The following is a 13915-nucleotide window of genomic DNA, read 5'->3' on the forward strand; positions in this document are numbered from 1 at the left end:
AAAATAAAAAAAATAGCAATTAATTTTTAAAATAATAATTTTATTTTATAAAAATCATCTATCTTGCTTTTTTACACTAATTAAATAAATGCTAAGAGCCACCATAAGAAGTGCAACACCACCTATTAAATAAATAGCATTTATAATATTTTCCGGTGAAGTAATAGCAAATTTAAACACAAGCATAAGTGCCTCAATGGCAAGCGCTATTATAATAGAGCCAATAAATCTAACCATTGTTTTATATACCACGCTCGTTTCATCATGGTTTTTGCCCATAACCTCTTCTTCAAAAATAGTCTTTACTAAATCAAAAATAGCAAGTGCCAATGTCAATATAATGGTTGATTCAAAAATTTGTTCTATTTGGATATTTGATGTATGTGATATAAAACTTTTTACTCCATGCCAAAACAAAAAAGCACATATCATAAAAAGCGATCCACAAAATAAAGTATAAACGCTTTTTAAAAAATTACCAAAATGTCTTTCAATACCTCCACTATCAACAATGCTTAAAATATTTTCAAGAGATATATCTATACAAGCTATAAATTTTAACTCATTTTTTTCATTATAAACCGGCATACTTGCAGTAACACAAAGCTTACCATCTAGCACCGATGGATATGGGTCACTTAAAAAAAATCTTCTTAACTTTACAGTAGAATAATAATAAGCTTTATTGGCCCTATTTTCACCAGCTCCAACACAGTATTCCTTCTTTGCACTAAGAGCATTTTCTACCTGAACTCCATTTTTATCAAGTATATAAAATGCATCAAAATTCTCTATCTCATGAACAACCTTATCAAAACCATCTTTTATATTTTGCAAGTTTGCGCCTGGCAATCTATTTGGAATATTTCTTTCAAAAATATAACACAAATATGCTCTTGCTTTGTATCTTACATCGCTAAATCTTTGTATGTCTTTTATGACCAATTTTTAATCCTTTAAATTTAATTCGTGGTTGAAATCAGGAACTATATCTTTTAATACTTCACAAATTTTATCATTTTTTAAAGTGATAAGGTGCTGTATCTCTTTATTTAATTTCACAATATCATATTTTTCATATTTTGTAACAAATATTGATTCAAATTTTGTTTGAATATCATCTTTGTTAACAAGCAATTCTTCATATAATTTTTCACCCATTTTAAGACCAACAAATTTCACACCCAAATGCTCTTTATTTGAAAGAAAAAGCATTTTTTTAGCAAGGTCTAGTATCTTAACAGGCTCTCCCATATCAAGAACAAACAGCTCTCCACCAGAAGCTATAGATGCAGCTTGCAATACAAGTTGGCAAGCCTCGCTAGTAAGCATAAAATATCTAGTTATTTCAGGATGAGTTACACTTAAAGGTTTATTTTGAGCTATTTGTGATTTAAACTTTGGTATAACACTACCACTACTTCCTAAAACATTTCCAAAACGAACACAAACTATTTCGCAACTACTATCTTCATTAGAATTTAAAGCATACAATTCACAAACTCTTTTTGTAGCTCCCATAATATTTGTTGGTCTAACAGCCTTATCTGATGATATAACCACAACCTTTTTAACATTGTATTTTTTTGATAAATCTATAATATTTTTTGTTCCTATAATATTATTTTTAACAGCAGCCAAAGGATTTAATTCACACAAAAAAACATGTTTATAAGCAGCCGCATGTATAACTATATCAGGTTTATAATCTAAAAATATATTCTCTATATCTTGGAGATTTGTAATATCAACCATCTTACAAATACATCTAACATCGTTAGTTTCTTCTGATATTTTATAAAGATTAAACTCACTATTATCAGCTAAAATAATTTTTTTTGAACCAAATTTTAAACACTGTTTTACTATTTCAGAGCCTATACTTCCACCAGCTCCGGTTACCAAAACAACCTTATCACAAATAAATTTAGCAAGTATCTCTTGGTCTAAATCTTTTGGTTTTCTAGCCAACAAATCCTCTATACGAATGTCTTTTATTGGATTATCTTCAATCAATGAAAAAAGTTTAATATCTCGTATTCCATAAACCATAAGCTCATCAAAAAGTTCTTTTAACTCATTTTGATTTAAGTTCAAAGCTATTATAGCTGTTTTAACACTATAATCATCGACAATTTTTTTTATACTTGTTTTGTCTTGAACCAAAAATCCACCACAATAAGTGCCAATAAGCTCTTGTCTTTTATCAAAAACACCAACGGCATAAAAATCATCTATATAGCCATCTTTCAAGCCTTTAAAAATTTGTATAGTTTTGTTTGTAGCCCCGATAACGATACAAGCTTTACCCTGCTTTGTTTTTACTGAAAAATCCAAAAACATACGCTTTGATATCCTAAATCCACCGATAAACAAATAAGAAATAACAAAATCTATAAATATTACACTTCTAGGAAAGGGATTAAATAAATCTTGAAAATATAAAAATAAAAAATAAAAAGATACAAACGAAAAAAAATGAGCTATAAAAATTTTCCTAGCCTCATTAAGTCCAAAAAATCTCCACGGAACTCTATAAATTTTAAAAAACCACATAAAGAAAAGTTTTATTATATTTAATGACACCAAACTAATAAAAAAACCTGTATAAAAAACATCTGGTATAAAGCCATTAAACCTCAACAAAAAAGCAAAATATATAGATATGCAAAATAATACAATATCACCAAAAATAAAAAATATCAGTCTTTTTAATTTTGTAGTTTTTAACACTTTATCTCTTGTCTTATTAAATTTATAATTTTTTCTTGTGTAGCAATATCTAAACAACTGCCACTTGGTAGGCAAATCCCATCATTATATAAACTCTCACTAGTTCCATCAACAAAACTCAGACTATCTTTAAATAATGGCTGTAAGTGCATAGGTTTCCAAAGTGGTCTACTTTCTATGTTGTTTTTAGATAGTTTTTCAATTATTTTTAAATTTATATTTTTTTCTTTAAATACCCCGGTACTAAGCCATCTGTTTCCGCGAGAATTTTCAATTTCAGGCATGAAATCCAAAATATCACTTAAATGCTCTTTATAAATTTCAAACACAGCTCTTTTTTGCCTAACTCTTTCATCTAAAACTTCCATTTGAGCTAAACCGATAGCTCCTAAAACATTGCTTAATCTATAATTATATCCATACTCATTATGTTCATAATGAAGCATAGGTTCTCTTGCTTGAGTCGAATAAAACCTTGCTTTTTTTATAAGCTTATTATCCCCAACGAGCATTCCGCCTCCAGATGTAGTGATAATCTTATTTCCGTTAAAGCTATAAGCACCCAAATCACCACAACTTCCAAGCGCTTTATCTTTATAAAATCCACCAAGTGCTTCAGCAGCATCTTCTATTAAAAAGATACCTTCGTTTTTACAAATATCAGATATTTCATCCATTTTGCAAGATTGGCCATAAAGATGAGTTAGTATAAGAGCCTTTGGTTTTTTAGGACTATTTTTTATAGCTACTTTTAAAAGCTCTGGACTTAAATTCCAGCTATCATCACAATCTACAAAAACAGGAATGGCCTTTTCATAAAGAATTGGTGAGACAGATGCTATAAATGTAAATGTTGAAGCCAAAACTATATCATCTTGTTTTATTCCTAAAACTCTAAGCGCTAAATGTATTGCTGATGTAGCACTACTTAGTGCCAAAGCATCGTTTGATTTTGTGTATGCCTTAACTATATTTTCAAACTTATCAACATATTCTCCAAGAGGAGCTATATAGTTGCTTTTAAAAACATTTGATATATACTCTTCTTCTTTACCGCTCATATTCGGAGGGGATAAAAAAACTTTTTGCACAATAGACACCTTAAAAAATTTTAGAAATTGTATCAAGTAAAATTTAAAAGTAAATTATTTTTATAATAAAAAATACATGGCATAATAAATAAAATTCAAAACACCATGTAATTATTTTTCTATTTTTGTGTTGAAATTACATAAAAATCGGAACTTTTGTATGCTCTAAGAAAAATTTTGAAGTTCCGCCCAAAACCATCTCCCTTAGTCCATTTTCACCCTGTCTTCCAGCAACAACCAAATCAAAATTACCATCACTAGCAACTTTTGCAAGTGCTTTACCCGGAATCGAATAAGTATTAATAACCTCACAAGTTGCATTAATATCATGCATTTTTAAATAATCCTCTAATTTATTTATAGCATGTCCATTATCTTCATTAAAAGATTTCTTTGCTGTGATACAATGGATCCTATCTGCTTTTTTTAATAAATCAAGAGAGTTTGTTAAAGCCCTAGCACTATTTGGGGTAGAGGTCCAACTTACAAGTATATTTTTTGGCTCAAACTTAGTTAAATTTCTAGGAATAACTATACAATCTTTTCCGCTTTTCATAACAGCTGATTCAAATGTCCCGGTAATTTTACCAGTAATAGGAACAGCTGCAACGATAAGATCATAAAATTTAGATTCTCTTTCCACAACGACACTTCTTTTACCATCTTTAATAATAAAATTGGCACTAGCTTTGCCATTTATAGCATTATCACTAACCTCGATGTCAAGCTCTTTGCACATCTTGATAAAGGCATTTTTATTTTTCATATGCTCTTCTTCCAAATCAGCCTTTGCTGATTTTAAAAACTCTTCAAATAAAACACCGCCTCTTAATGTCATTTTCATATTATATACTATACTAGGATCTATCTGACAAGATAAAACTTCAATATGAACTTTAAGCCACTTTGCAACTTGCAAGGCGCCATAAATTATTGATGTTGCATCATCTCCTGCACCAATTGGAAAAAGAATCTTTTTATATTTCATTTTTATTCCTAACTATTTTTAAACCAATGATAAAGATACTTTTGAGCCTTTTTGTTCGCTTACGACAACTCTCACAATATCTCCAACATTTAAAGGATTTTGGATTTTGGATTTATGCAAAAGCCCATCAACACCATCTTTTAATTCAACAAACACACCAAAATCAACAACGCTTTTTACTTTACCATCAAACTCATCACCTATATTAAATACTGGTTTTTGTCTATGATTGTCTCTTCTGTCGTTTGATTTTCTATTAAATTTATTCTCTTTAGAAGTTAATTCTATAATATAATCTTTAGCACCATCTACACTATTTTTACTATTTCCAGAAATTTTTACTTCACCCTTTTCTCTATCCAAATCTATAGCAACACCAAATCTTTCAATGATTTCTTTGATTGTCTTTCCAGCTTGTCCGATTATATCAACTATCTTACTAGGCTCTATTTTAAAAAGCTCCATTTTAGGAAGTATTGCATCGTTTATAACTATTTCTTCATCTGCTTTTTGCATTAATTTAAGTATATGCTCTCTACCTTGCTTAGCCTGATATAAAGCTTCTCTTAAAACATCAAGACTAATGCCACCAAGTTTTATATCCATTTGAAGGGCTGTTATGCCATCAAATGTACCAGCAACTTTAAAGTCCATATCTCCATCATGATCTTCAAGACCCATTATATCAGTTAAAACAGCATGCTTATCATCTTCAAAAACAAGTCCCATTGCTATACCAGCAACTAGCTTTATTGTATCAACGCCAGCTGCACGAAGAGATAACGAACCACCGCAAACACTAGCCATAGAACTAGAACCATTACTCTCTAAAATTTCAGAAACAACCCTTAAAGTATATGCTGAGTTTATATCTATACTAGGCGCTAAGGCTCTTTTTGCTAAGTTTCCATGACCAAGTTCTCTTCTTCCAGGAGCCTTTAAAGGGCTAGCTTCACCGACACTAAATCCTGGAAAATTATAATTAAACATAAATTTTTCAACAGAAGCTGTATTTTCTGTTAGCATATCGTACATTTGAGCATCAGAGTCTGTTCCAAGTGTTGTAACAACAAGAGCTTGAGTCTGCCCTCTTGTAAATAAACAAGAGCCATGAACATTAGGTAAAATATTTGTTTCTATACTAATTGGTCTAACTTCATTTAGTTTTCTACCATCAGCTCTAATGCTTTCGTTTATAATTTGCTCTCTAACTATTTTCTTTTTATATTTTGATAAAACATTATTTATAAGCTTTTCATCCCAACCTTTTTGAGTAGCTTCATCATCACTCAAAATTCTTTTAGCTATATTTCCTAATTCACTAGCACGCTCGCTTTTAGCCATTTGATTTATAGCATTTTTAACATCATCTTTATAATTTTTATCTATATAAATAGCTACTTCATCATTTAATATCTCTGGCTTTAATTCCAAATCAGCATCTTCTTTTTTATGCTTACTAAAAGCTTCCTCATATGCTCTTGTGGCACGAAGTATAGCTTTGCCAGCAAAATCTATAGCCTCAACCATTTTATCTTCGCTAAATTCATTCATATTTTGTTTAAAAGCAAAATCAACACCAACACAAGAATCAACAGCAGGCATTAATTCATCATTAAGTTGAGGCATACTTCTCATTTCTATCATCAAAAGCTCATCTTTTGTTCCAGCCACATAAAGGTCCAAAGCACTTGTTTTAAGCTCTGAGTTTGTTGGATTAATAATAAACTCATCATTTATATAACCCACCCTAACGCCGCAAACTGGTCTATTTACAGGAATATCACTAAGATATAAAGCAACACTTGCAGCATTTAGCCCAACAACTTGAAGATCAACTTCAGGATCAGCTGATAAAACCATTACAACTATTTGAGTAGGATATGCGTAACCTTTTGGAAACAAAGGTCTTAGAGACCTATCAATAATACGGGATGTTAATGTTTCAAAATCACCTGGTTTTGTCTCTCTTTTTATATAACCACCAGGTATTTTACCAGCAGCATAACTTTTTTCTATATATTGAACCGTAAGTGGTAAAAAATCTTCTTCAACCAAAGTATCTTCTCTTGCCACAGTTGCCAGAACAACAGTATTTTTAACACGTAACAGCACCGCCCCAGATGCTTGTTTTGCAACCTTATTTAAATCAAAAATTTCAATCTGATTATTTACTTCTATACTATATTGCATTTTTATCTATATCTCCTTGTTGTTTTTGTAATGGCAAATATTTTGGACTTTCCTCTAAAATTGACATTATCAAATCATCATTTATTTCTATTTTTTCCTCATAATAACTATCAACATCTATAAAATTTACTATTTTATTTACCGTGTAAATATTATCAACCAAATCATATAAAGCCGCTGCTACATCACTAGCTATAACGGGTGTAGCATATGATATTGTTTTTGCTTTTGAGTTTATCAATGTTTTTACGCAAATCATAGCTGTCATACCAGTTTCAGACCCCTCATCAACAAACAATACATTTCTGCCTTCTATTTTTGACAAAAGATTTCCTTTTCTAAATTTATAAATATTTTTTAAAATTTTCTCTTCATATTTTCTATGTGCTTGTCCGTACACAAAATCATAACTTATGCCAAAGGAGTCTATTAATTGATCATTTATAATAACATCTTTTGTTTCACTAACCATAGCTATATCACACTCTGGATTATTTGGAGTTGGGATACTTTCACAAAAAAGCATCTCGTAATTTAGGTTAAGTAAATTACAAAGTTCGTTAACCAAAATAACAGACTCTATAGATACACACAAAACTAGTGTTTTAGAATCAGCAAGTTCCTTTTTTGGCAAAACTTCAAATAATTTTAAAGCTGCATCTAATTTATTTTTAAATTTTATTTGATTTTCTTTCATCTATTTCCTGTAGAATCATGCTCGATAGAAAAATCATAATGAACGCCACCCATTGGATAAAAATTAACATAAAGATAAAAACCATCTGTTTTTTTAGTAGCTGAACCTGAGCTTGTTGTCACTGGTTCTATATCTCTTTGATATACAAAATTATAATTCCAGCATTTTCTATTGTGATTTAAACCTGCTCTCCACATCTTTGTTTTATTGTTTTGCAAATCATACTGCCAAGAACCAGATAGCTTATAGTATCTAGGTAAATTTATAGATGCAGAGGAAGTCAAATAACTATCTTTTTGAAAGTTTATGTTATTTTTCAATGTATGATTAAGATTTAAAGAAAAAATATCTCCAGTATAATTTATACCAGAATGTATGGTTCTAATCTTATCATCTGTATGCGAATATTCAATCTTATTGTAAAGCGATAAATTTGAAAATGGATATAAAAATATACTATTTTTTAAATCTCCATATTCAGAATCTTTTATATATTTACCCTGAGATATACTATGTTTTAAAATTTTTCTTCCATTTGAAGTATATAAATATTGTGTTAAATACATTCTAAGTTCTTGTTCTCTTTCTTGTTTATACAAGAAATTTTCATAAGCAACACTGTCTTGATCATATATAAAATCTTCTGACAAATCACCTTTTTTATAGCCAGGAACTATATATTCAACACCATAATTTATTGTATGAAAAAAGTTATCATATGATTTTGCTACATCTGAGTGCATATCAAATCTATGTTCTATATTAATATATTGTTCACTTACATCATTGTTCTTGTTGAGTCTAGAGTTTGTCTTATTATTATAATTTATACTTGTTGCATAAAAATTATTATAAAAAGAAAATGTAAAATAATCATCAAATAATGGAATATTTAAAGATAATGGAATATTTAGCTCATTCTGAACAGCACTTACGCCTATTTTTCTATCATATCTATGAGACTGCAAATCAACAGAATATAATATATTTGGAATCCAGAGATCGGTTAAAAATTTATGATATTGCAAAGATGGCAACTCCTGCAAAGTATCTTTATTGCCATTTTTATTTCCTATCTTTTCAGTATCTATATAATAATTTGAGTAAATTCCAAAATAATTTTCATCACCAGATATATAATAATTTAATTTAGATGTTACAAGCGAATCATAATCTTCATTTTTACCCTGTAAATTAAGATACTCTATATCATTTAAAACAGTGGCATCAAGTAAAAATCCTTCTTGTAATGTGAAGTTAAAATAATTTTTAAATAGATTATCCCTATTATATTCAACTTCAATACCTTTATGAAGTTTATTTTTCAATTCAGAATTGTTAGAGTTGCTATTTGTTTGATTTCGCCTATAACTCTCTTTGTCATTAAAAAAACCAAAATTTATCGCCCCATTTGAATATTCAGAATCAACAAATCTAAATCCAGAGTAAAGACCAGCGCCTCTTAAAGTTCTAACTTGTGGATCTAGCTGAAAATCAAATTCATCATAAGGAGCAAAATATATAGGCTGTTTATAATAAATTCCCTCTTTTTTTCTATACCCTACTTCAGGAGTCAAAAGACCGCTACGCCTATGTTTGTCAATACTAAAACCAAAATAAGGAAGATAAAAAACAGGTACATTTCCTATCCTAAAAACAGGATTAAACATATGTAAAAATTTACTCTGTCTATTTAGTTTGGTGCTTGAAGCACTGATACTCCAATCAGGATCATTAACATTACAGCTAGACACAATAGCTTGTTTTATTGTATAGTATTTACTATCTGAGTTGCTTTGATTACTTTTTAGCCAAATTTCCATATCTTTATTCATCATAAAAAGCGACTTAAGATCTAAATCATTATTTTTTAAATTTAATTTTGCATAATTAGATCTAGAAATTTCTCCAGCACCTTTCATCATATTTACATTACCAAAAAGCTCAACTATTTGATTTTTTTGATCATATATAGCTTTATCTGCGGTTATTAAATATGCCTGAGAATAGACAACCACATTTTTATCAGCAACAATCACACCATCTTCATGAGAAATATTATCTGCTAAAAATTCAAAATTTTGAGTAGCTGCAAACAAACTAAAATTAACGGCACAACACAAAAAAATCTTACGATACATCTATGACCACCGTCTTTGATAGCTTGTCTTGCCAAGTTTGCTTAACTGGATTTCCAAAAGCCCATATAAAACCAAGATAAAAGGCACTTTCGCTTATATTTCTAACCAAAGCCCTAATTACGCTTGGTATAAATTTTGGTTTATCAAAATACTCTATATCAACACATGCTATTTTAACAGAAATCTTTCCGATAGTAGCGCCATAATACCACACAAAAAATGTCTGATAAATAAAACGAATCAAAACATATTGTAAAACTATTTTTGATATAGCATTAACCATATCTTGAGGATCATCATAAAGTTTAAAATAATCGTAAAATACAACCATAAATAAAACACTAACTAAAATTTCATCTATACCAAAAGCTACAGATCTCTTAGCTATGCTAGCTATTTTTATATTTTCTTTTTCTAATCTAAGCTCTAAGCTATCGCTCATTTAGCACCTGCCATGCTATATCTTTACGATATTGCATACCATTAAAGCTTATATTATCGCAAAGTAAATATGCATTCTTAGCTGCTTCATTTATATTTTTTCCATAACCAACACAGACTAAAACTCTACCACCATCGGCATATAATTCACCGTCTATTTCACTTACTCCAGCATATATAACATGTGTATTTTGAGGAATTTGTTTTACATCTATTTTTTCTTTTTTAGAACTAGAATATGGATATTTTTCACTTGCTATCACAACACCAACAGCATAATTATCTTTTAGTTTTATATCTTTTAATTTTCCTTTAGATGCATCAAGCAACAATTCGCTCAAATTTTCATCTATCAAAGGCATCAAAACCTCACATTCAGGGTCGCCAAAACGAACATTAAACTCAAGCACATAAGGCTCATTTTCAACAACCATTACACCGACAAACAAGACCCCACAAAAAGGTTCGTTTTCGTTTTGCATACCAACAAGAGTTGGTTTTACTACCTCTTCTTCTATTTTTTTAATTAAATTTTTATTAGCAAGTGGACTAGGCGCATAAGCCCCCATACCACCAGTATTTGGACCTTCATCGTTATCTAACAGTCTTTTGTGATCTTGAGCCACAGGTAAACTTACAAAATTCTTACCATCGCATATAGCAAAAAAACTAAGCTCAAATCCATCCAAATACTCTTCAATTATAACTCTTTTTCCAGCATCACCAAAACTACTACCACTAAGCATATCATCAACCGCATTTTTGGCTTCTTGATGATCTTGGCATATAATAACACCTTTTCCAGCACAAAGACCATCAGCTTTTACAACTAATGGTGTTTTTAATTGATCTATAAATTTATAAGCCTCATCTTTATTGTCTGTATTTAAATACTTTGCTGTTTTTATATTGTTTTTTGCCAAAAAGTCTTTCATATAAGCCTTGCTAGACTCTAGCCTAGCAGCATTTTTACTTGGTCCAAAAATGTTAAGATTGTATGTTTTAAAGATATCAACCACTCCATCACTAAGTGGTGCTTCTGGGCCAACTATTGTAAGATCTATTTCGTTTTCTTGTGCAAATTTAGCTAAATCTTTGTAATCTTTTATATCTAAATTTTGACCAATTCTAGAAGTAGCTCCATTTCCTGGTGCAAAATATATACTTTCTATATTTTTTTCTTCTTTGAGTTTTAAAGCGATAGAGTATTCCCTACCGCCACTTCCGATTATCAGGATTTTCATATATTCTCCGTATTTTTAAAACCCAAATGAGCGTTGCATAAAAGAGTGGCCCAAATTAAAGCCAATCTTGCAAATAGATAAGCGCTTAAAGGTTGCAACTTCTAATGTTAAACACACTCAAACAAAGCCACATCACAGAGCACCTATACATCTTCGCTAATACAAAAGTGTTGGACCCTGAAAAAATGCGTTGTCGCTTCACTCAGGCTTGGTAATTATATAAAAAATTTACTTAAAGTAATGTTTTAGCAAGCTCTATACAAGAATTTATTGTTTGTTTTTTTGATATTGTTATTTTTTTTGTAAAATTTATTCTATTTGCAGTTGTATTTCCAATACAAATAGCTTTATATGATTCATCCCAACCAAAATTCATAATAAAATTATCAACACTTGATGGAGAAGTAAAAACAATAATACTATTTTTTGTTGGTTTTTGTTTTAAATCTACAATTTTAGAAATATTCTCATAAGCAACCACATACTTTATATCTATTTTATTTTGAGTTAAAAAATCAAAAATATTCGAAACAACCTTTTTAGCTCTTAGATAAAGCACTTTTTTTGATTTTAAAAAAGGTAAAATTTCTATACCAAATTCATTTCCATGTGAATTTTTAGATGTATATATTTTTTTAAAACCAAATTTCAAAGCACGACTATAAGTTGCTTCGCCTATAACAAAAACTTCTATATTTTCACTTGGCTTTATATTGTTAAATTCAAGTGATTTTACACTATTTTTTGATGTCAATATCAAACAATCAAATGAGTTTAAATCAAGTTCAAGCTTAGCAAGCCTTATCTCATTTAAAACAAGAGTTTTAACACCGTCAAATTCTAAAGATGAACCAACCAAGTAAATCATCAAAACCTCTAAAACAAAAAATTATATTGTTAATTTTTCTATGTCCACACTATTGTCATTATTTAAATTTATAATTTTAACTTTTTCATTTTCATTAAGCTCATTAGAGTTTATGTTATTTATTTTAAACAACATCCCTCTAGCGTAAAGCATTTGATTTTTTATATGTCCATATTGTGTATTTAGTTTTAAATCTTTTGCCAAATCAACAAGGTCATTATTTTTTTTATTTTTAGTTAATTTTTTAGACACAATCATTGTCAAAATAGCAACAACAGCAAGAATAATTATTTGTAATATAAATGAAATATCATAAAAAAACATCACACCAGAAACAACTAAAGCTGCAAAACCTACAAAAGATATATTTTCAAGTATAAAAGCTTGAAAAAATATCAAAAAACAACCGATAATCAAATATCCATATGGTGTTTTTGTAAGTATATCAAAACCTTGTATTAATAAATCTTGCATTTTTAATCTTTTTGATTTTTAATAAAATCTTTAAACAAACTAAGCGAACCTATAAGTTCTGTAACCTCGTAAGGCACAATAACCTTGTCTTTAGATGGGCTGCTTGCTAGTTTGTTAAAAGCTTGTATTCTATCTTTTGCAAGTAAAAACTCAGCTGCCATATGATTTTTAGATAAACTTTCATTAAGCATATCAATACTCTCTTTTTGTGCATTTGCGATAGTTATCTGTTCGTATTTTTTAGCATCCGCCATTCTTTCTATAGCCTCAGCCTCTAAAACCTGCTGTTGCTTGAAAGCCTCAGCTTTTCTTATAAGAGCCTCTTTTTCAGCTTGAGCGTTTAGCTCTATAGCTCGTTTTTCTCTCTCGGCTTTCATCTGTAAATTCATTGACTCTTCTATTTCGTGAGGAACAGATATCTCAGATATCTCTATGCGAGTTATTTTAACTCCCCAGTTTGCAGCAGGATCTCCTAATGCTATTTGCAAAGATGCATTAAGCTTATCTCTTGAGCTTAGCGTATCATCTAAATTTAAAGAACCTATCTCTCCCCTAAGTGTAGTCATAGCAAGATTTGAAATAGCTTTAACATAATTTCCTACATTATAAACAGCGAGTTTTGGATCAAAAACAGCAAGATAGACTATACCATCAACAGAAATATTAACATTATCTTTTGTAATAACTTGTTGCTTAGGGATATTTAATATCTCTTCTTTTATAGAAAGCTCTACCCTTACTTTATCAAGTATAGGAATAATAAAATTCAAACCACTTTCAAGAGTTCTATTATATTTTCCCAATCTTTCTACTATATACACATTAGATTGTGGGACAATTTTAAACATTTTGCTAAACAATATAACTATTACAGATATTATAATCACAGAAAACACAATAGGATCTATACTCATTTTTTGCCTTCATTATAAAATCAATTCACACATAATCTTACAATAAAAACTCTTTAATAAAAATTTAAATTAGTTTAGTAGAATTTTAAGCCGAAAAAGATAGTTCTCTCTTTCGGCTTTTAAAAAGATTA

General features: G+C 29.6%; 12 protein-coding genes. All 12 read right to left on the reverse strand.

The annotated features are described in order from the left end of the window. Positions 1–54: 54 nt before the first annotated feature. Complete coding sequence (locus CPIN18021_RS06390) at positions 55–945, reverse strand: PDC sensor domain-containing protein (protein WP_078424666.1); 891 nt, start codon at positions 943–945, stop codon at positions 55–57. A 3-nt stretch (positions 946–948) separates the two neighbouring features. Then, the gene (pglF, locus tag CPIN18021_RS06395) at positions 949–2733 is read right to left on the reverse strand and encodes a UDP-N-acetylglucosamine 4,6-dehydratase (configuration-retaining) (protein ID WP_078424885.1); all 1785 of its coding nucleotides are present in this window, start codon (positions 2731–2733) and stop codon (positions 949–951) included. Next, positions 2727–3824, reverse strand: a complete 1098-nt coding sequence (gene pglE / locus CPIN18021_RS06400; RefSeq protein WP_078423619.1) for a UDP-N-acetylbacillosamine transaminase — start codon at positions 3822–3824, stop codon at positions 2727–2729. Before pglE ends, pglF begins: the two co-directional genes overlap by 7 nt. A gap of 136 nt (positions 3825–3960) precedes the next feature. Continuing rightward, positions 3961–4812: a universal stress protein gene (locus tag CPIN18021_RS06405; RefSeq protein WP_078424667.1), complete on the reverse strand. Its 852-nt coding sequence runs from the start codon at positions 4810–4812 to the stop codon at positions 3961–3963. Between the two features lie 18 nt (positions 4813–4830). Continuing rightward, positions 4831–7005 carry a polyribonucleotide nucleotidyltransferase gene (locus CPIN18021_RS06410; protein ID WP_078423621.1) on the reverse strand — a complete coding sequence of 725 codons (2175 nt, stop codon included), beginning with the start codon at positions 7003–7005 and terminating at the stop codon, positions 4831–4833. Beyond that, positions 6995–7702, reverse strand: coding sequence for a phosphoribosyltransferase family protein (locus CPIN18021_RS06415; RefSeq protein ID WP_078423622.1), 708 nt, complete (start codon positions 7700–7702; stop codon positions 6995–6997). The genes CPIN18021_RS06410 and CPIN18021_RS06415 overlap by 11 nt, the downstream gene beginning before the upstream one ends. After that, positions 7699–9843 (reverse strand): LPS-assembly protein LptD, encoded by a 2145-nt coding sequence (locus tag CPIN18021_RS06420; RefSeq protein WP_078424668.1) that lies wholly within the window; start codon positions 9841–9843, stop codon positions 7699–7701. The genes CPIN18021_RS06415 and CPIN18021_RS06420 overlap by 4 nt, the downstream gene beginning before the upstream one ends. Continuing rightward, positions 9833–10285 (reverse strand): RDD family protein, encoded by a 453-nt coding sequence (locus CPIN18021_RS06425; protein WP_078424669.1) that lies wholly within the window; start codon positions 10283–10285, stop codon positions 9833–9835. The genes CPIN18021_RS06420 and CPIN18021_RS06425 overlap by 11 nt, the downstream gene beginning before the upstream one ends. Continuing rightward, complete coding sequence (gene purD, locus CPIN18021_RS06430) at positions 10275–11528, reverse strand: phosphoribosylamine--glycine ligase (RefSeq protein WP_078424670.1); 1254 nt, start codon at positions 11526–11528, stop codon at positions 10275–10277. Before purD ends, CPIN18021_RS06425 begins: the two co-directional genes overlap by 11 nt. Before the next feature lie 232 nt (positions 11529–11760). Further along, complete coding sequence (locus CPIN18021_RS06435) at positions 11761–12396, reverse strand: uroporphyrinogen-III synthase (RefSeq protein ID WP_078424671.1); 636 nt, start codon at positions 12394–12396, stop codon at positions 11761–11763. A gap of 21 nt (positions 12397–12417) precedes the next feature. Next, entirely contained in the window at positions 12418–12870 is a 453-nt protein-coding gene (locus CPIN18021_RS06440; protein WP_078424672.1) for a hypothetical protein, read from the reverse strand. A gap of 2 nt (positions 12871–12872) precedes the next feature. Next, positions 12873–13784, reverse strand: coding sequence for an SPFH domain-containing protein (locus tag CPIN18021_RS06445; RefSeq protein ID WP_078424673.1), 912 nt, complete (start codon positions 13782–13784; stop codon positions 12873–12875). Positions 13785–13915: the final 131 nt, after the last annotated feature.

Source organism: Campylobacter pinnipediorum subsp. caledonicus, from assembly GCF_002022005.1.
Lineage (GTDB): Bacteria > Campylobacterota > Campylobacteria > Campylobacterales > Campylobacteraceae > Campylobacter_A > Campylobacter_A caledonicus.